This window comes from Massilimicrobiota sp. mt181 (genome assembly GCF_055420065.1).
The window spans coordinates 1-23,370 of the sequence record NZ_JBVAYN010000031.1 but is presented as its reverse complement, the minus strand read 5'-3'; the positions used below and the strand labels follow the sequence as shown (position 1 = coordinate 23,370).

Here is a 23,370-nt window from a genome sequence, read left to right as displayed (position 1 = left end):
ATACCATTATTATAAACAAACTTGTTACGAAAAAAAAGACCCAAAGGGCCTTTAATCAGCATTTAATATAGATGCTTGTGTATATGTTCTTTGAGCTAATTCATTATTTAATGAGTAAAGTGATTTAGGATCATGACCAAATAATTCAAACTGAGTTAATAAATCAGATGCATTCTTTTCTTCTTCACCTTGTTCAGAAACATACCAGTCTAAGAATTTCATTGTACGATAATCTTTGACTTCATAAGCAGCATCATAAATAGTATGAATTAAACTTGTTACATATTTTTCATGTTCTAAACCATATTTTAAAGGATCATCAAGATGAGTTAATTCTTTATCAGGTTTATCAATAGCTGATAATGTCACTTGGTAATCATTATCTTGTAAGTATTGCAAAATTCCAATAGCGTGATCCATTTCTTCTTTAGCTTGAATGTTATACCAGTTAGCATAACCATTTAAACCTTTATATGCATAGAAATTTGCAAAATCTAAATATAAGTAAGCAGAATACATTTCTTTATTAATTTGATCATTTAATAAATCAGCAACTTTTTGATCTAACATTTTTCATTCCTCCTTATAATATATATTATATACTCATCCCCAAATAAAAACAATGTTCCTTAATTGATATCATGGACTTTCTTATGATAAATTTGATACAATAAAAGAAAGAAGGTGATCAGATGAGTTTTAAACAGGATTTTAGACTTCAATCCATTGAACTTAATGAAAAAAGAGTTATTCGTGATGCTATTCATGATTATATCCATATTGATCATTTATTGATATGGCGTTTAATTAATACAAAAGAAATGCAGAGATTAAGAAGAATTAAACAACTGGGAGGAACTTATCAGGTTTTTCAAAGTGCAGAGCATTCTCGTTTTGTTCATTCTTTAGGTGTTTATCAGGTTGTCAGAAGAATGCTGGAAACAGAATGCCTGGACCAGGAATTAAGTGATTATGATAAACTCTGTGTGATGTGTGCAGGTTTATTGCATGATATTGGGCATGGACCTTTTTCGCATTCTTTTGAAGGCGTTTTTGAAGAAAATCATGAAGATATGACAGTGAGAATGATTTTAGAGGATAGTGAAGTCCATGATGTTTTGGTATCGCTATATGAAGATTTGCCAAAGGATGTTGCCAGTATTATTCAACATACACATCCTCATCAAATTTTGATACAGATGGTATCGAGTCAACTCGATGCTGATCGCATGGATTATTTGCTTAGGGATTCATATATGAGTGGAACAACTTATGGACAGTTTGATATGTCACGTATTTTAAGAACGATGCGTATTTGTGAAGGTCAGATTGTTTATAAAGAATCGGGTGTTCAGGCTATAGAGAATTATATATTAGCTAGATATCATATGTATTGGCAGGTTTACTATCATCCAACAGCAAGAAGTTATGAACATCTTCTTCAAAGTGTTTTTCAAAGAGTTAAGGATTTATATTATGCTCATTATGCATTTCGAACAGATTTACGTTATCTGATTCCTATGCTGGAACAACGTGTTGAAGTAGCGGATTTTGTGGCTTTAGATGAGGCAGTCGTTTTATATTATTTTAAAGAATTCACACATGAAAATGATTTTATTTTAAGTGATTTATCTGCCAGATTCTTAGATCGACATTTATTTAAATTCATGCAGTTAAAAAGTCATGAAGATTTAGAAAAAATTCGAGAAATTGCTAGAGAAAAAGGATATCATCCAGATTATTATATTATCAGTGATAATCAAAAACAGATTCCTTATTTACATTATGGAGAAAGTGGAGAATTAAGTGAGATTGAAATTCTTGATAGTGAAGGACATCTTTCTCCATTACCAATGAAATCAGAGATTGTTTCAGCTATTCTCAATTCTAAACGTTTTAAATCAGATCAAAAAGTATTTTTTCCAAAGGAGATTAAAGATGAATTATCAATTTTTCAATAAGCTTCCTCAAGAAGCAAAGATGATTAGAGAACAGATTTTTGTGAAAGAACAGGGATTCCAAAATGAATTTGACGATATTGATGACAGATGCTGGCACTTGGTGATATATGATTATAAAACACCGGTTGGTTGTGCACGCCTATATGATGAAGATGGTAAAATGATTTTTGGTAGAATTGCAGTGATTAAGGATTATCGACATAAACATTTAGGAAGTTATATCTTACATGAGCTGGAGAAAAAAGCCAGAGAATTGGGTTATCAATCAGTCGAACTTTCTGCTCAGGTCAATGCCAAAGCATTTTATGAAAAGAATGGTTATATATCTTCTGGTGATGAGTATCTAGATGAATTTTGCCCTCATATTCATATGGAAAAAAGATTATAATTTGGATAAAAATCAGTAGGCATAAGTCTACTGATTTTTATTGATACAGATAAATTGTCTTTTATGCAAATATAATTTAAAACTTTGATTTAAGAATATCTATATAGCACAATATTTACTTTAAGCAAATATTGTGCTATATTTGTTTTAGAAAAGAAAGTTTTTTGTATAAATAAAAAGAAAATCAAAGAATTTTTGCGTATATATAAGTAGGAGATCTTTTTTATCATTCCTTGAATATTGAAAAGCTAACTATAAAAATCAAAGGAGGAATGATGAATTGAAACAGGAATATCTTGATGCATTAGAAAAATTAAGACCTATTGATAATGACTTTATGAAAATCGTATTCAAGGATCAAAGATGTGTGGAATTATTATTGGATATTATCTTTGAGCATCAGTTTTATCTTGTAGAATTTCATATTGAAGATGAGCATAAGAATCTAGAAGGAAGATCAGTAAAAATGGATATTGTCCCTCATGATGAGTCTGGAAGAGCTGTTGATATCGAGATGGAAAAAAGCATAGAAAATGCAACACCTTTAAGGACCAGATATTATGCGAGCATATTGGATAGCAGTATATCCTTTCCTAATGAAAAATGGCACGAACTGCCAGATATCTATGTCATCTTTATATGTGAGCAGTTTGTATTAAAACCTGGAAAGATAGATAGACATATTCAAAGATATATAGATGGTGAAAGCCTATTTGACGATAAGGTTCATATCATCTATATCAATGCCAACATACAGGATGAAACGCCATTAGGGAAACTGATGCATGATCTGATGTGTCAAAAACCAGAAGATATGTATTATGAAGCATTGAGAAGAAGAGTAGGATATTTTAAGAATCACGAAGGAGGAAAGAAGATGATGTGTGATGTTATTCAAGAATTAGTAGAAAAAGCAGAAAAGAGAGCAGAAGAGAAAGGAAAAAACTTGGAGTGGAACAAGGTGAAAAGAGAGGAGAAAAACAAGGACGTATAAAAGTAATAATTGAAATCTTGTTGAATAAGTTTCCAGGAATGGATTTTGAGTGGGTCAAAGGATGTAATGATTCGCAGATTAAAAAGATACAGAAATATATAGTGATGAATATAAATTATGATGAATTTTACAAATTGGTTCACTCATAAGATATTTTGTATGAATAAATAATAAATAGAAGAATTCTATAATGAAAGCTAATGACTTTTGTTGTAGAATTTTTTTGATTTCAATATAATGGAGCACAAAAAAGTGTCTTTATTTGGTATGAACTGTGATATACTTATAAAAAGGAGTGAGGACTATGCTTTGTTATTATACTGTTTTGAAAACACATCAGATGACACAGGATATCTTAATAGATATGCTATTGGATTGGCTGGAACATTCTAAAAATAAGATGGATGGTCTCAGTCGTCCTCATCAGTTTCCTTTTGAATATCAGATTGAATCTAAATACTTGAAGATTCAATTATTTGCTGAACGATATTTCACGATTTATTTTTCAACAAAAGATAATTATAAAAATACACATTTTATTGTAGAAGTGATTTATGACTGTCAGGAAGAAAAAATTCATTTGCGTTTTTCTAAAGAAACATCTAATGAATCACAATATATATCGGCGGTATCTATACCAGCATTATTTAGAAATATTATTCAGTCACCTTATATTCAAAAAGATATTCTTCCTATGTCGGAGAAAGCTTATCCAGTAGAAAGTATTGAGGAAGATCAAAAGAATCAATATCAAATGCCTGTTATTTATATGAGAACACGTTTGTTGAGTGCTCATCGATTGGCTAGAGAAGTTTTAGGTTTGGCACATGTTTGTTATTGTTCAAAGCAAAAAGAAGAGGGATGTATTGAGATTATTTATCCTGACTATCGTAAGCGTACTTATATGCTTTCTAAAAAAAGACGTTATCAATATCAGATTTATGAAATCAATGAAATCTTGCGAAATGAGATGATACACAAATATCAGGATTCCATGCCTTCTTATGAACAGCTATATCAAAAGCAGATTTATTCTCAACAGACATCAACAATAAAAAATACAAAGGAATATCAGGAAGAGTTTGAAAAAGAAATACAAAGACAACAGCAGGAAGTTGATGAACTGAAAAATCTTTATGAGATGTTATTACAAGAACAGCACAAAGAACAGAAGAAAAACCAGAAACTGGTGAAGATGAAAGAGGCTTATGCATCACCTTTATTAAGTATTGATGATATGAGTAAAGTTGTGCCTTATCAAAAATGTTTACTGCAATACATTCGTCAAAAAGCTATGAATCTTGATTCAACCCATGAAATTTATCGACGTTTAGATATTCTTTTATCAATTTTAAATGCGAATGGAGGTCAGTTATGAAATCATTTTCGACTTATCTTGAATACAAAGAGAAAATGCCTATTTCTCAATGGATAGCATCCTTGTTTGAAGTCTATCAGATTGAAGATGATATTGATTTAACGAAACAGAGAATTGCCAAGGATCGATTACAGATTTATCAATATCCAAAAGATCATAGTGTTGTTGTGCAGATGAAGCAGCGTCTTGAATTCATTTATAATGAAGAAGATGGATGTTTATGTATACATAATGATGGGAGTCAAGAAGGCTATCGTTATATTGATGCTGGTATAGAAAAAGGATTATGGAAAGACGACATATTACCAATCACAAATCAGGCTTTAAAGATTTGTGATGAGAATTATCAGATGGTTAATCAATGGCTGTCCTCTTCGCATCGATTACCGATTGTTTATATTAACTATTTACAGATTGTGGATCCTGATTATTTGGCACATCAGTTGAGAGGAATTGCACATGTCTTATATGAAGACAATAGTGAAATACATGAACTGCTGCAAAAACATTGTCAAATGGTACCTCAATATGGAAAGCTTGCCATTTACTATTTGAATAATGATTATAAAATCTATCGTTTTTCTAAAAAGGAATCACAGGATTTATTACAACAACGTGTATTACATAATCTAGCATCTTTTTTAAAGCAAAGACAATATGGAGAACGTTATGACTTTCATTGTTTACAAAAAAAATATTTGGAAGATTTAAGACTACAGGCCAATGATTATGAAAAAGAAATGATTTTTCAGTTGGATCAACAAATGAAAAAGTTGGAAGATGAAAAGGAACGTTATGTTCAGTTGATTGAGAAATTAGAAAATGAAGTCATGCTTTTGCAGATGCAAAATGATCAGATTGAAGAAGAATTATCTTCACAATATCAATATGCTTTACTGGCAAAAGGAGAATTAAAAGAATTTTATCAGTCAGAACAAAAAGATGTTTTATTAGATATGTTAGAAGATGATGTGAAAAAGAAAAATACAGGAGATTTGGATATTGAGATATTAGGAGATATTTTAAAACAAAATCCTAAAGAAGGAACAAGGGAGGAATATCTTGATCATATTTCGAAACAGCTATTAGATGGTGGGAGTATTTATAAATTGAAAAATTGGGGAATAGATGTGAAAGGAGAAAAGAATAAACATCCTGTAGTTATTTTCTTTGATGATTCACGTTATCAGTCTACCGTTTCATCTACACCTAGTGATGTAAATGCCTGTAGACAAATTTATAGACAGTTTAGAAAATATTTCTTTTAGTATAACAGAGTAATATATTTTTATAATCAGCCTTGATATTTTTTATAAAGATAATTATAATGCTATCAAGGTAGGAGGGATATTATGAATCCCAAAGTTAAAGTCAGATTAAGAGTTATCGCCATTTTAACAACATTAATATGGATGATTGTTATTTTTAGATTTTCAATGGATACAGGTGTATCATCACACGAACTCAGTGATTTCTGTGTTCAAGTCTTTAATAAAGCTGTATATCATTTTACTGGAAAAGATTTGTCGATATCCATCACACCAGAACATTATGCACTGATAGAATTGTTTTTTAGAAAATTAGCTCATATGAGTATTTACTTTATATTAAGTATTAATGTGATGATTGTTTTATTTACATTTAATATGAGCATGACATTAAGAATGTTTCTAACAGCTTTATTCTGTTTTCTTTATGCTCTTTCGGATGAGTTTCATCAGATGTTTGTAGATGGAAGAGGAGCGAGCTTTACAGATTGTTTGATTGATACGAGTGGGGCACTGTTAGGCATCTTGGCAGCACTTGTCATTTATTGTATCATGTATACAATTATGACGAAGTATCAAAAACATAAAGGTTTAATTAAAGGAGCTTATGAATAATCACTTCATTATGAGGTGATTTTTTTATTTAATATTCTTATGTGTATAAATATAATATTCTTATGTGTATAAATACATTGATTTCAACTAAGTGAGTATATGAAATAATCACTTGCTATTGAAGTGAACCTCAAAGGTTGGATAAAATTAGAGATGTTTACATATGAAGATAAAAAATATAGGGTTCTAAGATAAAAAATATTTGAAATATGTTTTTTATATAGACAAATAAAAAGTTGTAAAAATAATTTAATATGATGATCACCCGGTATACAGTGTAAATAGTTAAACACTGATATGGATGGACATCATATCACGGTCTGAAGATTATTTTAATAATCATTTTTTTATAGACTTTATTATATCAGGTAGGGATAGTTTGCAAGAACGACGATATTAGTTCTTAAATTAGGTTATGATATTAAATAAAAGGATAATATATTTTTGATTCGAAATTTTTTGGATTGATATTTTTTAAGAAAGTTGCTATTGATAAAACTGTTAGTGAGGGGATGTAAAACGCAAATATATAATATTGAAAAGCAAAAATTGGTAAATGTTAAAACTGACAAAAATGTTGACTTTTTGGTTATATTGCCATATTATGTTGATGGGAAAAAGGAAAAATGATATACTAGTAATATCATAGTGGAAAAATAAAGGGAGAGGATATACATGAAAGAAAATATTTTTGCATTATGTCTGATTGGTATTGAAACTGCTTTCTTTTATCTTCTCTATTTTGTTATGGATTTACCGCTATGTTTTTATGTGCAATTATGTTTATTATGGATAATTATAATGTTTACTGGTGGACATTATAAAATTAGATCTACTCTTGTATGGGATGAAATTAGAAGCGATTTGAAAGCATTTGTTTATTTTACTTTGATTTCTTTTGTTTTTGCATATCCAAAAACAAACTTCTATTTAAAAATATTGGGAGTAGGTTTTTTTATGTCTATATTTGCAATTTTTGTCAATAGAATGATACGTATTATATTGAGAAAATGGCTTGCTAGAAAGACATTGATTATTGGTACGGGGGCAGAAGCATATCGAGTAGGACGTATTGCGAATAACAATCGATTTGCGCTTACAAATGTTTTGGGATTTGTGAAAATTGATGAATATATAGATGATGAATTGAAAGAAGATTGTAGATATAAAATTTATGATTATTATGAATTAGATGATTTGTTGGACAACAATCAAATAGATCAAACTATTATTGCTTTGCCAAATGCTTTAAAAGAGGAAATAGATGTTATCACTAGACAATTGTTTGATAGAGTTCGATATGTGAAAGTATTACCACAACTTAATTTTACAATGACATTTAATTCAAAGATTGATGATTTTGATGGAGAGTTGTTAATTTCAACATCAAGAGGTAGATTAGGCTTTTTTGGTAAGGCTTTAAAAAGAGTTATTGATATTTGTGCAGGAATATGTGGATGTTTATTGCTTATTCCATTAACTATATATGTTTCTCATAAGAACAAGAAAAATGGAGATACAGATCCTATATTTTTTAAGCAAAAGAGAATTGGAGAAAATGGAAAGGATATATATATTTATAAATATCGTTCTATGGTCCCCGATGCAGAAAAAGTACTTGAAGAATTAATGAAAAAGGATCCAGCTATTAGAGAAGAATATTTGACTAATAAAAAGTTGGTTAATGATCCACGTATTACTGAAGTAGGACGTTTTTTAAGAAGAACATCTCTGGATGAGTTTCCACAATTTTTTAATGTCCTTAAGGGAGATATGAGCTTAGTTGGACCTAGACCATATTTACCTAGAGAAAAAGATGATATGGATATTTATTATAATTCTATTATCAGATGTAAACCTGGTATAACAGGTATGTGGCAAGCCAATGGACGAAGTGATGTTGGCTTCATTGATAGATGCAAATTAGATGATTATTATTATAGAAACTGGAGTTTAGGTTTAGATATGATAATTATCTATAAAACGATTAAGAGTGTTATTTATGGAAAGGGTGCATTATAATGTATCTATTTCGTAAAGTATATTCATTTAGGAAAGGTTAAGTTTGACATGAAAGATATTAAAATTATTGTAGCTACACACAAAAAATATCGAATGCCATCTGATTCAATGTATATTCCGGTACATGTGGGTAGAGAAGGAAAAAATGATATAGGATATCAAGGTGATAATACAGGAGAAAACATATCGTTAAAAAATCCGTATTTTTGTGAATTAACTGGATTATATTGGGCGTGGAAAAATTTGAATTGTGAATATTTAGGCTTATCTCATTATAGAAGACATTTTAGTAATGGCAAGAAAAACAAAGATAAATTTTTAATGATTATTGATCAAAATAAAGTGAATGATTTATTAGATGAAACAGATATAATTGTTCCAAAAGAAAGAAAATATTACATTGAATCAATTTATTCTCATTATACTCATACTCATTATGAGAAGGATTTACAAGAAACAAGAAATATTATTAAAAGAAAATATCCAGATTATTTAACAACATTTGATAACAGAATGAAAATGACACATGCACATATGTTTAATATGTTTATTATGAAAAAAGAATTAGCAGATCAATATTGTGAGTTTTTATTTGATGTGCTTTTTGAGCTTGAAAACAGTTTGGATATCAGTGATTATGATTCTTTTCAAGCAAGATTATATGGAAGAATAAGTGAACTATTATTTGACGTATGGTTAGATAAAAATAATCTGAGTTATAAAGAAGTGCCTGTAATCCATATGGAAAAAATTAATTGGCTAAAAAAAGGAATTTGTTTTTTGAAAGCTAAGTTTATTGGTGAGAAATATAAAGGGAGTTTTTAATATGAATGACACGTTGATTTCTATTGTTGTTCCGGTTTACAATGTATCTCAATATTTAGAAAGGTGTATACAAAGTGTAATTTATCAAACATATGAAAATTTAGATATTATTTTAATAGATGATGGATCAACTGATAATAGTGGATTGATTTGTGATAAATATGCTAAAATAGATAAACGAATACGAGTTTTGCATCAACAGAATTCGGGTCTATCTGCCGCAAGAAATGCAGGAATAGAAATTGCAAAAGGGAAATACATTACATTTATTGATTCAGATGATTATGTTGATTCAGATTATGTAAGTTTTTTATACGATTTGATAAAAAGAACTGGATGTAGTTTGGCGATTTGTTCACATACAGTTTTTTATGAAAATGGAACAATAATAAAAAAAGCTGATGGTACATTTGATATTTTTACTAGCGAAGAAGTTTTGGAAAAAATTTTATATGATAAGGGAATAGACTTATCTGCTTGGGCAAAATTATACGATATAAATTTATTTAAGTATACAAGATTTCCTGTGGGAAGATATTATGAAGATGCAGCTACTACATATAAACTTGTGCATGATGCACAAAAAATAGTAAATGGCTCTGAAAGTAAGTATAATTATATGATTCGCCAGAATTCTATTTCTAATAATACTTTTACTGAAAAAAAGTTGGATTTAATTATTTCAACAAAAGAAATGGAAAATTTTGTTTGTGAAAATTATCCGAATTTAAGAAAAGCAGCTAAAAGACGTACTATGTATGCTTATTTATCAACATTATCTCAATTAGCTAATAGTTGTAATGATAATAAAGAGATAGAAAGAATGTTAATAAAATACATTAGAAATAATGGCTATAAACTATTGTTTAACAAAAAAGTATCTAAACGAGATAAATTTGGAATTTTATCTGCTTTATTTGGTTTTAAGTTTTATCGATATATATGGAATATTTATAAAGATATAACGGGAAGAAATTAAAAATTGTTATAAGGAGAATAAATATGAAATATGATTATTTAATAGTAGGAAGTGGATTGTTTGGCAGTATCTTTGCCTATGAAGCCAATAAGAAAGGAAAGACATGTCTCGTTATTGATAAAAGAAGTCATGTTGGTGGAAATGTTTATACTCAAGAAGTTGAAGGTATTCATGTACATAAATATGGTGCTCATATTTTCCATACTTCAAATAAAGAAGTTTGGGATTATATTCAGCAGTTTGCTGAATTCAATAGATATACAAATAGTCCGATTGCCAATTATAAAGGTGAAATCTATAACATGCCTTTCAACATGAATACTTTTAATAAACTATGGGGTGTTGTCACACCTGAACAGGCTAAAGAAAAAATCAATGAACAGATTAAGGAATCTGGAATTACTGAACCTCAAAATCTTGAAGAACAAGCTATTTCATTAGTTGGAAAGGATATCTATGAAAAGCTTGTTAAAGGCTATACACAAAAACAATGGGGTCGACCATGTAACGAGTTGCCTTCATTTATTATCAAAAGATTACCGGTTAGATTTACATATGATAATAACTATTTCAACGATTTGTATCAAGGTATCCCTATCGGTGGATATACACAAATTATTGAAAAAATGCTTGAAGGAATTGATGTCAAAGTCAACTGTGACTTCTTTGAACATCGTAAAGAGTTAGAAGAAATAGCAGATAAGATTGTCTTTACTGGAATGATTGATCAGTATTATGACTATTGTTATGGGGAACTGGAATATCGTAGTTTAAGATTTGAAGAAGAAATTTTAGATACAGATAATTATCAAGGAAATGCTGTTGTCAACTATAACGAATATGAAGTGCCTTATACAAGAATTATAGAACATAAGCATTTTGAATATGGAACACAACCTAAAACAGTGATTACAAAAGAATATCCAGCTTCATGGCATAAAGGTGATGAACCTTATTATCCAATGAATGATGAAAAGAACAATACTTTATATGAAAAATACAAAGCACTGGCACAGAAGGAAGATAAGGTTATCTTTGGAGGCAGATTAGGTATGTATAAATATTTTGATATGCATCATGTTATTGAAGAAGCATTAAAATGTGTTAATAATGAATTGAAGTCATAGTAAAATTGTAGCATATTAAATGATTTATATTAATTGCTGCTTTATTAGGATGAATTTTATTCAGGTAGTTTATAAATAATAGTTATTGCCTATTATTTATACTGAGAATAGTTGTTGCCGCAGTAATTTAAAGTGAAATTTTCAGAATATAATTTTAAACTTTTATATGTTAAATATTTAAAAACAAGAAACACTATAGGTTACAATCTATTTTATAATGAAATTTTATTGTTATATTCAATTAACAATTGAAATAGTAAAGATGTACAATTAAATATAATGTGATGTCGAAGATGGCAACACATTTTAAAGATTTGAAAATTTTATTCTAAATGACTGATTAAGTAACTGGTGATAAATGATATAATGGGAGTAGTTAAATAAAAGGATGGGCTTAAAATGAGAGAATTTATTCAAAATTTAAAAGTACATGATCTAATAAGAAATTATAATGACATAATTTTAAGGTGTATTTATTTATTGCATTTATTTGTATCATTTAATACATATCTAAATGTTACGTATTTACCAAAAGTAAGTCTGATTTTTTTAATGTTAATAACAGTCATAGCTTTTGGTTATCAAATTATAAATATCAAGAATTTTATATCGAAAAAAAGATTTTATTTAGTGATTTTTTTTATTTTGTCTTATGCTGTTTCTATGTGTTTCTATTTAAATAATAATTTTTATAATAATGTGAAATGTATAATGTGGATTATTATTTTGTTGTTTTTAATTTATTTATATTTTCCTCATAAAGAAAAAGTTAATATATATAAAGAAATAAAAATTCTATCTATTTTATCTGTATTTTATATTACAATTGTGAATATAATTGGATTTATTCTAATGTATTTTAATATAAGTGTTTTCAAAACTGCATTGGATGGGAGTGTCCAATTTTATGGCTTTTGGTGGGGTCGATTATATGGATTGTTTAATGATCCTAATCATGGGGCTGTTATTTCTGTTATAGGAATTTTCTTAGCCATAGGTTTATATAATAAAGAACTTTGTTGGAAGAGAAAGTTTTTAATCGTTTTAAGTATATTCATACAATTCTTCTACATTACATTTAGTGATTCTAGGACAGCTATTGTTTCTTTGATTTGTGGATGTATTGTTTTCCTTTTTTTTAATTTTATATTAACATATAGATTAAACTTTAAAAACTTTACAAAATTCTTTTTAACAATTATATTATGTACTACTGCTATTTTGCTTTTAAACAAAACAATTAAGCTTTCATATAATTATATTATAAGTAGTAGTTCCAATAATACAGATAAGGATAATTCAATAGTGAGAAATGGTATCAACAGCATAAAAATTACTAGTTCGAATTTTTATGAAGGAAAAATAGAGAATAATTCTAAAATATATATGAATAATTCAGTTGTTAATTTTAAAACTTCTTATGGTAATAATCAAAAAAGAAACGTTCTTATTTTAGAATTAAATAATGAGGAATCAAATCATTTAGAAATTGGGCGAGAGCAGGATATAAGTGGGGATATAAGCAATAGAAGATTTTCTATATGGAAAAGTGGAATAGATTTATTTGCTGAAAGTCCATTGATTGGAGTAGGTGGATACAGTAATATCGTAACCTTTGCACAAGAAAATATACCTACTACTTATTTAGTGGCAAATGATTACAAAATTTTTGATTCTTTTCATAATTCTTTTTTAGATATTCTAGTTTCTCAAGGATTTATTGGATTTTCCATATTCCTTTTATTAATGATATTGAATATACATTTTTTATTCAAAAATCTTAAATATTTAAAAGAAGATTCATACATTATATCAATTTTTTTATCAATTATATCATGTGTTTTAGTTTCAAGTTTCTTCATTTCAAATATAATGTATGTAAATAGTATTGAAAGTTTTTATTTTTGGTGCTTTTTAGGATATTTAAATTATTACATTACTACTAATATAAAACAGGAGGAAAAAATATGAAGAAAGTTTCAGTAGCTATCTTAACAGAACATAGAGCACGTAATTTTGGATCTTGCTTGCAAGTATATGCATTACAAGAAACTTTGAAATCAATGGGAGTAGATGCAACAATTGTAGATTATAGACCTCAAGCAATAGAAGATAGCTTTGGCATTTTTATAAAGGATTTGTATAATGAATCAAAATCCAATATCATAAATTTAATATCTTTTTATATTAAAACAATTGTTTTTTTTCCAAAAAGATATATGCGTGAAAAGAAATTCGCAGAATTTAGAAATAATTATTATCATCTTACAAAAAACGTTTATACAGATGATAATATTAATGATAATAACCTTTGTTTTGATATTTATTTTTATGGAAGTGATCAGATATGGAATCCAAAAATAACAAAGGGCTTATGTGATGCCTACTTTGGTGTTCCGTTTGATAGAGATGCTATTCATGCATCCTATGCAGCAAGTATTGGATTAAGTCACTTAAATAATGAAGAAGCTAATTTTCGAGAAAAATTAAAGTTTTTAGATTATATTTCTGTTAGAGAAGAAACTGCAAAAGAATTAATACAAAATCTAACTGACAAAGACGTTAAGGTTGTTTTAGATCCGACTTTAATAGTAAATAGAAATATTTGGTTTGATATGGTAAAAAATGTAAAAATCAAAGAAAAATACATTCTTGTATATTCTTTAAAGGTTGATACGTCATTAATAGAATATGTAAAAAAATTGTCTGCAGAAAAAAATCTAAAAGTTGTTTTTTTTGATTTGAAAAAAAGATATGGAAAAAATTGTATATCTGATTTTTCTGCCGATCCCCAAGATTTTATTAGTTATGTCAAACATGCTGATTATATTGTAACTAATTCTTTTCATGGAACTGTTTTTTCTGTTTTGTTTGAGAAGAAATTTATATGTGTTCCAATGGAAGGTACATCTAGTAGAATGATAAATTTGTTGGAAAATTTAAAATTAACTGATAGACTTTATTCTGATAATTGTAATATTGATGAAGAAATTAATTACAAAACAGTTAATAATAATTTACTAAGTTTAAAAAAGGAATCAATTGATTTTTTAGAGAGGGTTATAAATAGTTATGAACAAAACTAAAAAATTGATATCAAATACATTCATTTTTGCACTTGGAACATTAGGATCTAAATTATTGCAATATTTGTTACTACCTTATTATACGGCTTTATTAAGTACATATGAGTATGGAATAATTGATAACTTACAAAATATTGCTTCTTTACTCATACCTATTGTTTCTTTAACAATTTATGAAGCAATTTTTAGGTATGCAATGGATAAAGATTATGATAGTAAAATTGTCTTTTCTATAGGAACAATAATATCATTATCTGGGGTTATAATATTTTTTGTTTTAACTTTAATTTTTAATATTATATTGCCTTCAACATACATTTGGATTACTTTTATATATGTAATTTTTAATATTTTTAGAACAAATTGTTCACAATATGTTAGAGCTATAGGATATACTAAACTTTTTACAATTGATAATTTATTTCAAACTTTAATCATATTATTAGCAAATATAATGTTTTTGTCATATTTTAATTTAGGAATAACGGGCTATATGCTTGCATATTGTGTTGGTAACTTTATTTCGACAGTATTTCTTATTTTATCCGCTAAATTATATCGAGATTTTATTTTTTGTTTTCCAAAACAGATTTCGATAAAAATGTTGAAATTTTCTGTACCATTAATTCCAAATACAATATGTTGGTGGATTTCCTCATGTTCGGACAGATTTATGATTACTTCGATGATTGGTGCTGCTGTAAATGGTCTTTATGCTATTGCAAACAAAATTCCAACAGTAATGACAATTTTTATTAATATTTTTTTACAAGCTTGGCAAATTTCGGCTAATGATGAAGTAAATAATGCTAATATTTCTATATATTATTCTACCATGTATAAGTATATAAGTATTTTGCTTTCTATAATGGGGATTATAATTATTTTGAGTTCAAAATTTATAATTCGATTAATGGCAAGCTCAGATTTCTTTTTAGCATGGCAATATGTACCTATTTTAAGTTTGGCAATTGTTTTTTTTGCTAAAGCACAGTTTTTGGGTACAGTTTATACAACTTTTAAAAATACAAAAATGGCATTCTTTACTAATTTATTAGCAGCAGTTATAAATATTATTGGAAATTTTGTATTAATTCCAGTTCTTGGAGGTATTGGTGCAGGAATTTCAACAGCTTTTAGTTATTTTATATTGTGGATAGTAAGAACTTTTAATATTAAATGTTTTATTAATTTTAATTTAGAAATTAAAAGTGAAGTTATTGTGACGATTTTATTAGTTTTGGCAACTATAATTATGTACTTTGAATTAGGTATAATAGGAAGCTTAATTCAAATAATTATTTTACTATATATTATTTATATTTTCAGAAATAACATATTAGAGATTATAAATAGATTAGTCATAAAGAGGTAGAAGAGATGGATAAAAAAAAAGTTAATTCAATTCAAAAAGCATATGCTTTTTGGAATAATAATGAAGACATAATAAAGAAGAGTTCTTCTGGGGGAGCTTTTTCTTCTGTGGCTGAATATTTTCTGGAAAATCATGGCGTTGTTTATGGAGCTATGTTTGATGAAAATTTTAATGTAGTTATTGATAGAATTGAGAAAAAATCAGAATTGTATAAATTAAGAGGCTCAAAATATGTTAGGGCAAATTCCAATGATTTTTTGGCAAAAGTAAAAAATGATCTTCTTTGTAAAAAACTGGTTCTTTTTTCTGGAACACCTTGTCAAGTTTTTTTATTAAAAAAATATTTAAAACAAGATTTTGATAATTTATTTTGTATAGATATTATATGTCACGGAACGCCAACTCCAAAAATTTTTAAAAAATATGTTAATTATTTGGAGAAAAAATTTAATTCTAAAATAATTGAATTTTACTTCAGATATAAAAAAGAAGATGACACTTCATATATAAGAGTAAAATTTGAGAATAATAATGTGTTTGAAGAACCATTTTCACCAAAGGTGAATATGTACGCTAAAATATTTTATTCAAATATTGCGTTAATGAAAGGTTGTACAAAATGCTGTTTTAATAATCTAGATAGAGAGGGAGATATCACGATAGGAGATTTTTGGGGAATACAATATTTCAAAAATATTGTACCTAATAAGTATGGAAATTCATTAGTTATTGTCAATACAAAAAAAGGGAAAGAGTTTCTTAAAAAAATTGAGGACAAATCAAATAAAATTGAAGTAAAACTAAAAGATGTTGTGAAATATAATCCACCATTATATGAGCATACAATTAGTAATCCATTAAGTAGTATATTTTATAAGTTGATTGATAAATGTAATTTTGTCATTTTATATTTTGCTTTTTTAAAGATTTTACCTATAATGATTTTGCCATATAGAATAATGAGAAAATTAAAAAGAAAAGTTTTATAATCTAAATAAAAGAAAGGAAATATAGATATGCAAAATAAAAAAATATTAATAGGCTATTTAATTGGTGAAAATAATTCGGGAATTGATAAATATATTTTAGCAATAGTAAATTTTTTTAACAAAAAAAATTTTGAAGTAGGTGTTTTATCGTCAAACTCCAATATAGATGTAAATTATTTTGAAAATAAATATAAAATAAAAATATATATTATACATAATTTAACACATCCTATATTACAGTTTAAAGAAATAAGAAATATCATAAGACAAAATAATTATAAAATTACATATTATAATATATCGGATTGTTCAAATATTATGGGTATACTTGCTTCTTTTTTTTGCAAAATAAAATTCAGAATTGTACATTCTCATAGTTCATCCATGAATGGCAAAACTTTAAAAAAGAAAATATTATATATTTTTCATCTGATATTTAAGCAGTTTATTGAATATTTATGTAATATTTATTTGGCGTGTTCTAAAGAAGCTGCTGAATGGATGTATAATAAAAGAATTTTTGCTAATAAAGAAATTGTATATATTTTTAATTATATAGATGTAAAAAAATTTTTATATAATGCTCAATGTAGAGAAAAAGTGCGTGCAAAATATTTATGGAACGATAAGATAATACTTGGACATATTGGTAATTTTACTGAAACTAAAAATCATAATTTTGTAATCGAAATTTTTAAACAATTTATTCAAATAAATCCAAATAGTATATTAATTTTAATTGGAGATGGAAATTTAAGATCAAAGATTGAAAAAAAAGTTACTGAAAATGGTTTAAAGGACAAAGTGGTGTTTTTTGGTATAAGAAATGATGTTAATCTTCTATTGCAAGGTATGGATATTTTTCTTCTACCATCCATTAGTGAGGGGTTGCCTATTTCAGTGATTGAAGCACAGGTGGCTGGAGTGGATTGTTTTGTGAGCGATACTATATCTAAGGAAAGTTGTATATCTAGCAGTTGTCATTTCCTATCATTATCAAAAGATGCTCAATATTGGGCACAATATATTAAAAATAATATACAATATAGAAAAAACTATGATGAGAAAAACTTTTATAAATATGATAAGTCGCAGTTAGATATTAAGTTAAGTATGATTTTAAAAAATAATAAAATTATAAATAGTTAGTTACTATTTTACTTTAGAGTATTATTGTTTTGAGAAAGTTTTTCAGTTAGAGCATAACAATGTGTAGATTAGTACCACAATGATTTAAATAATATTTTACAATATATGTTATTTAAATTTTCTAGTTATTAAGTATGCATTAAATTATTTTTACGTAGAATCATGTTGTTATTTATATTTAGTTTGACGATTATACTTTAATAAATTTTAAACGAAATCTTCTATTATATAAAGTGTCAATTTCTTTATTTTGAAACAATACCAGCTTAATATATTAGAATATTGATAGAATGATTTGAGTATTTTTTAGGTGGGATGATTATTAGTTGTATATAATATTATGACTGATAATGACAAAATTATTTGTAATATTTTTCAAATATGGAAAGGAGAGTATAACATATTATTGTTTATCTAGGGTGTGTTTATTTTATTTTTGTTAATGATGCAAAAGAGAGAAGATGTTGATTTTAAATTAACTATCTAATTGTATTGCATATCAATAATATAGTTATACAGTAAATTGGATGAATAAAAGACTTGAGTATATTTCTTTTTTGAATGTATTGTCATGTATTGCTGTAGTAGTTTTACATACAAATGGATGTTTTTGGACGTTTAGTTACGAAAGGTATTGGATAACAGCTAATATTATTGAATCGGTTATGTATTTTGCTGTTCCAATTTTTTTTATGATTACTGGAGCAACTTTAATAGATTATCGTGACAGATATGACACAAAAAAATTTTTTATAAAACGTATTAAAAAAGTTGTAATTCCTTTTGCAATATGGAGTCTTTTAGGTGTATTATATATGTTAATTATGCATAAAGAGAATATGTATAATTTAACTTTTAAGGATTTAATAGATGCGATTATGAATACTAAAGTAATAAATATTTATTGGTTTTTTATACCGTTAATTAGTATTTATCTTAGTATACCTATTCTTGCTTTTGTACAAAAAAGAGATAGAAAAAAAATATTTATATATCTTAGTTTAGTGGCATTCTTGACAGTTAGTTTTTTTCCGTTTTTATGTAAAATATTTGATTTGCATTATAATAATTCTTTGATTGTTTCTGTAGGAAGTGGATACATTTTATATGTTGTATTAGGTTATTTGATTAGTCATTATGATATTTCGATTAAACAAAGATATGTTATTTATATCTTTGCAATAATAGGACTTTTTTTACATGTTTTTGGAACTTATTATTTATCAATGATTCATGGTGAAATAATCCAAACATTCAAAGGATATTTAAATGTCCCTTGTGTTTTATATTCGATTGGAATTTTTACATTTTTTAAATATCAAAACTTTAAACGTTTAAGAAAAATAAAAGTAATAAATTTAAGTCAATATAGTTTTTCAATTTATTTAATGCATTATTATGTAATTGATATTATCACAGCAATATTTCCTATTAATACACTGAGTATAATATATCGTCTTTTTGCACCAATTATAATTATATTTGTTTGTATTATGATAAGTTTAGTTATTAGAAAAATACCTTATTTAAAAAACATTTTACCAAAATAACAAAATTTCGTAAAATCCTCAACTATTTTGTTTTACCTGGTTTATATTATCTTAGCTATATTTATATGAATAATATTTTGACAATTACTATTTTTACTTATAGATATATTAATATTAATATATCAAAAATTTAATATTATTGTTTAGAAATATATTGTATTTATTTCCTAATTGATTATTTCATGCGTTATGCACCATCGATACACAGTTTAAGCACCATTCTATAATATTCAATTCACATGTAAAGCACCATTAATACACATGATTAGCTCCACTTTTGTTATCATAATATTGAAAGTGACAGACTCAAAGTTTCTGTCAAACCTATTCTTGAATTAGGTGCAGCAGGTATTTCAATACGTAAAATTGAGGCTTAATGCATGTATCAAGTTCATCGTTAAGCTATTTATAAACCCACTAATATTCATTCTTGATTGTTAAGGCATAGCTGATTAAGTATTATGATTTAAGTTGATCATCAATTCTGATAAAACTGATTAATAGGTTGACCAGTCATATAATATATACTCCTTTTGATGTAATATTTAATTGTAGATAGGTATCAAAAATATAAATACAAAGTCAATTCTACAAGATTTATTCATATTCTAAGAAAGATTTTTGAATGGTGCTATTCATTTGCATAGGTGGTGCTACAATTATCTACTACTGGTGCTGATGTTGTGAATTAAGTGGTTGAAGAACGTGAAATAATCACCTAATAACGTATGCTAATTTAAAAGATTATGTATGTTTGTGATTTAAGGATTTATTTTAAATACTTAAGAGTTTTTGCATAACATATTGCTGGTAACTCATTGTCTAAAATGAAGATAATAAAAACATCCGTAGAAATTAATATTATATTAAAAGATTTATTATTATGGAAGTAAGTTTATTAAACAAAAATACATTGAGAATAAGTATTCAAGTTTATAATATATAAGATATGCTTGATATGGAGATAAAACTCTTAAAAAAATGAAACTTCATTGACAGATTCTTGAAAAGTTCACATGAATATGCTACCATGTGAAAGATGAAGAAAAGAGGGATAAAATGGCAAAACATACAAAGGGAAGTATTATTTCTAAAATAACTTCATGGAAAGTAGTTTTAGGAATACAAGTTGTTGCTTCTTTATTACTGATTGTACTTGTTTTTAAACTTAATGCTTTACCATTACTATATACAATGGTATTAATTGGTGTTGTTGTTTTATTGGCTTTAATATCATTTTTATTAATGAAGCCATCAAAGACTACAGGGAAAGGCAAAATTAGAAATATTATAGGAAAAGTTATTAGTTTGTTATTATCTGTTTTCTTAATGGTTGGGTCTTTATATATAGCTCAAGGAAATTCAGTCTTAGATTCTATTTCAGGAGCTAATACAAAAACAACAAGAATTTCTTTAGTTGTTATGGATGAAAGCGAATATCATAAAGTTTCTGATTTAAAAAATAAAGATGTAGAAGTAAATCAAGATGATGAAGACAATGCAAAATATATGGAAGAAGCCATAGAAGCATTACAAAAAGAGGAATCTTCAATACAATTAAATAATGTGTCTAGTTATTCACAGATGGCTAATGATTTATATGATGGTCAAACTGATGCAATTTATATAAATGAAGCCAATTATAGTATGTTAGAAGAAGAACATGAAACATTTAGAACTGATACAAGAGTTATTTGGTCTTATGATATTGTAGAAAAAACAAAAGATATTTCTAAAAATGTTGATGTGACAAAAGAAGTCTTTACTATTTTTATTAGTGGAATTGATACAACAGGGCCTGTATCAACAGTTTCACGTAGTGACGTTAATATGTTAGTGACAGTCAATCCAAAAACAAAACAAATTTTAATGACAAGTATTCCTAGAGATTATTATGTTACATTAACAAATAAAGGAAAGAAAGATAAATTAACACATGCTGGTTTAGGTGGCGTTGAAAATTCAGTATCAACAATTGAAAACTTTATGGGTATTGATATTAACTATTATGCAAGAGTTAACTTTACTTCACTTATTGAAATGGTTGATGCACTAGGTGGAATAGAAGTTTATTCTGATAAAACATTTACACCATATACAAATGGTGGTATTACAATTAAAGAAGGAATGAATCATATGAATGGAGAGACAGCATTAGCATTTGCTAGAGAAAGAAAAATATATGCTAATGGGGATAATCATCGTGTTCAAAATCAACAAGCTGTTCTAAAAGGAATGCTGGAAAAGGCAATGACACCCGCAATTTTAACAAACTATTCAAGTGTATTAAGTTCAATAGAAGGTTCATTTGAGACAAATATGTCACCAAATGAAATTACTAGTTTGATTAAGATGCAGTTGAATGATATGGCATCATGGGATTTTTATCAGATTCAGTTATCTGGAACAGGTAAATCTATGACGGGAGGAGCCTACATGCCTAATAATAAGCTTTATTACATGATTCCAAATGAAGAAAGTGTAAATGAATGTGCATCACTTATTAAACAAATGATGAATGGTGAAAAAATTCATATTGAACAAAGTGAATAAAATTATTGAAAGGGGTGTCATCTGATACCTCTTTTTGTTTAGTTTTTGTTAAATTATGTTTATTTTGTTGTGATAAATTGGATAAATTGGTATAATTATTCTCGAGAAATAATTTAAGGAGTGAATAATATGAATAATGTTACACTTGTCGTTATGGCGGCAGGAATAGGAAGTCGATTTGGAGGTGGAATTAAGCAATTAGAACCAGTAGGACCTCATGGTGAAATTATCATGGACTATTCTATTCATGATGCTTTAGCAGCAGGTTTCAATAAAGTTGTCTTTGTCATTAGAAAAGATTTAGAAAAAGACTTTGATGAAATCATTGGTCAAAGAATGAAAAAGAAAGTTCATGTTGAATATGCTTTCCAGGAAATTGATAACATTCCTGATGAATATAAGGATAAGTTTACAGGACGTAGTAAGCCTTGGGGTACAGGGCAAGCCATTTTAGCATGTAAGGGTATTGTGAATGAACCATTTTTGGTAATTAATGCTGATGATTATTATGGAAGAGAAGCTTATGAAGAAGCTTATCGTTATTTAATACAGGATCATCCAATGAATCCAATGCCTATTTGTATGGTTGGATTTATTTTGAAAAATACTTTAAGTGATAATGGTGGAGTGACAAGAGGTGTATGTCAAATTCAAGATGGAAAGCTTGTAGATATTGTTGAAACGCATAATATTGAAAAGATTAATGGAAAAGCCATATCTAATGGGAAAGAGATAGATTTAGACTCAGCAGTATCTATGAATATGTGGGGATTATACCCTGAATTTATAGATGTCTTAGAAGAAGGATTTAAAGTATTCTTGGAAGAGACATCATCTGATAATCTAAAAGCAGAATATTTATTGCCAACAATCATTGGTGATTTATTACATAGCAATCAGGCTGAAGTCACAGCTTTAAGTTCAAGTGATGAATGGTTTGGTGTAACATATAAAGAAGATAAGGATTTTGTAAAGGAAAATATTCAGTTATTAGTAGAAAAAGGAATATATCCTCAAGCATTATAGTGATGTTTGAATATAACAGATAGAGAAGCAAGATTTGATATGCTCTTGCTTTTTTATTTGCTATAATATATGCTTTAAGCAAATT

19 protein-coding genes are annotated in these 23,370 nt (G+C 27.0%); 18 read left to right on the top strand and 1 reads right to left on the bottom strand.

Features of this window, described 5'->3' with window-relative positions; genetic code table 11:
- Positions 1–51 precede the first annotated feature (51 nt).
- On the bottom strand, positions 52–570 hold the full coding sequence (locus ACZYT4_RS12710; RefSeq protein ID WP_463786367.1) for a ferritin: 519 nt from the start codon (positions 568–570) through the stop codon (positions 52–54).
- A 122-nt stretch (positions 571–692) separates the two neighbouring features.
- On the opposite strand from ACZYT4_RS12710, the gene ACZYT4_RS12705 reads away from it, so the two are divergent.
- The 18 genes from ACZYT4_RS12705 (at position 693) to ACZYT4_RS12620 (ending at position 23,285) form a co-directional block, all read left to right on the top strand.
- Entirely contained in the window at positions 693–1,961 is a 1,269-nt protein-coding gene (locus tag ACZYT4_RS12705) for an HD domain-containing protein (RefSeq protein WP_463786364.1), read from the top strand.
- A complete protein-coding gene (locus tag ACZYT4_RS12700; RefSeq protein WP_463786361.1) occupies positions 1,939–2,349 on the top strand; it encodes a GNAT family N-acetyltransferase in 411 nt (136 codons plus the stop codon). Before ACZYT4_RS12705 ends, ACZYT4_RS12700 begins: the two co-directional genes overlap by 23 nt.
- Before the next feature lie 280 nt (positions 2,350–2,629).
- Complete coding sequence (locus tag ACZYT4_RS12695; RefSeq protein WP_463786357.1) at positions 2,630–3,343, top strand: PD-(D/E)XK nuclease family transposase; 714 nt, start codon at positions 2,630–2,632, stop codon at positions 3,341–3,343.
- Between the two features lie 304 nt (positions 3,344–3,647).
- On the top strand, positions 3,648–4,721 hold the full coding sequence (locus ACZYT4_RS12690; RefSeq protein WP_463786355.1) for a hypothetical protein: 1,074 nt from the start codon (positions 3,648–3,650) through the stop codon (positions 4,719–4,721).
- Complete coding sequence (locus ACZYT4_RS12685) at positions 4,718–5,989, top strand: hypothetical protein (RefSeq protein WP_463786351.1); 1,272 nt, start codon at positions 4,718–4,720, stop codon at positions 5,987–5,989. The genes ACZYT4_RS12690 and ACZYT4_RS12685 overlap by 4 nt, the downstream gene beginning before the upstream one ends.
- 84 nt (positions 5,990–6,073) lie before the next feature.
- Positions 6,074–6,604 carry a VanZ family protein gene (locus ACZYT4_RS12680; protein WP_463786348.1) on the top strand — a complete coding sequence of 177 codons (531 nt, stop codon included), beginning with the start codon at positions 6,074–6,076 and terminating at the stop codon, positions 6,602–6,604.
- A 675-nt stretch (positions 6,605–7,279) separates the two neighbouring features.
- Complete coding sequence (locus tag ACZYT4_RS12675) at positions 7,280–8,626, top strand: exopolysaccharide biosynthesis polyprenyl glycosylphosphotransferase (protein WP_463786347.1); 1,347 nt, start codon at positions 7,280–7,282, stop codon at positions 8,624–8,626.
- Between the two features lie 48 nt (positions 8,627–8,674).
- Complete coding sequence (locus ACZYT4_RS12670; RefSeq protein WP_463786345.1) at positions 8,675–9,451, top strand: DUF4422 domain-containing protein; 777 nt, start codon at positions 8,675–8,677, stop codon at positions 9,449–9,451.
- A 1-nt stretch (position 9,452) separates the two neighbouring features.
- Positions 9,453–10,430 carry a glycosyltransferase gene (locus ACZYT4_RS12665; protein ID WP_463786343.1) on the top strand — a complete coding sequence of 326 codons (978 nt, stop codon included), beginning with the start codon at positions 9,453–9,455 and terminating at the stop codon, positions 10,428–10,430.
- 23 nt (positions 10,431–10,453) lie between these two features.
- Complete coding sequence (gene glf / locus ACZYT4_RS12660; RefSeq protein WP_463786341.1) at positions 10,454–11,557, top strand: UDP-galactopyranose mutase; 1,104 nt, start codon at positions 10,454–10,456, stop codon at positions 11,555–11,557.
- Positions 11,558–11,956: 399 nt separating this feature from the next.
- Entirely contained in the window at positions 11,957–13,528 is a 1,572-nt protein-coding gene (locus ACZYT4_RS12655; protein ID WP_463786339.1) for an O-antigen ligase family protein, read from the top strand.
- Positions 13,525–14,643, top strand: coding sequence for a polysaccharide pyruvyl transferase family protein (locus ACZYT4_RS12650; RefSeq protein ID WP_463786337.1), 1,119 nt, complete (start codon positions 13,525–13,527; stop codon positions 14,641–14,643). The genes ACZYT4_RS12655 and ACZYT4_RS12650 overlap by 4 nt, the downstream gene beginning before the upstream one ends.
- Positions 14,630–16,018 (top strand): oligosaccharide flippase family protein, encoded by a 1,389-nt coding sequence (locus ACZYT4_RS12645; protein ID WP_463786335.1) that lies wholly within the window; start codon positions 14,630–14,632, stop codon positions 16,016–16,018. Before ACZYT4_RS12650 ends, ACZYT4_RS12645 begins: the two co-directional genes overlap by 14 nt.
- Before the next feature lie 5 nt (positions 16,019–16,023).
- Positions 16,024–17,007, top strand: a complete 984-nt coding sequence (locus ACZYT4_RS12640; protein WP_463786333.1) for a Coenzyme F420 hydrogenase/dehydrogenase, beta subunit C-terminal domain — start codon at positions 16,024–16,026, stop codon at positions 17,005–17,007.
- Between the two features lie 27 nt (positions 17,008–17,034).
- Entirely contained in the window at positions 17,035–18,156 is a 1,122-nt protein-coding gene (locus ACZYT4_RS12635; protein WP_463786332.1) for a glycosyltransferase, read from the top strand.
- Between the two features lie 527 nt (positions 18,157–18,683).
- Positions 18,684–19,706 (top strand): acyltransferase, encoded by a 1,023-nt coding sequence (locus ACZYT4_RS12630; RefSeq protein WP_463786330.1) that lies wholly within the window; start codon positions 18,684–18,686, stop codon positions 19,704–19,706.
- 1,059 nt (positions 19,707–20,765) lie between these two features.
- A complete protein-coding gene (locus ACZYT4_RS12625; RefSeq protein ID WP_463786329.1) occupies positions 20,766–22,259 on the top strand; it encodes an LCP family protein in 1,494 nt (497 codons plus the stop codon).
- 129 nt (positions 22,260–22,388) lie between these two features.
- Positions 22,389–23,285: a nucleotidyltransferase family protein gene (locus tag ACZYT4_RS12620; RefSeq protein ID WP_463786326.1), complete on the top strand. Its 897-nt coding sequence runs from the start codon at positions 22,389–22,391 to the stop codon at positions 23,283–23,285.
- Positions 23,286–23,370 lie beyond the last annotated feature (85 nt).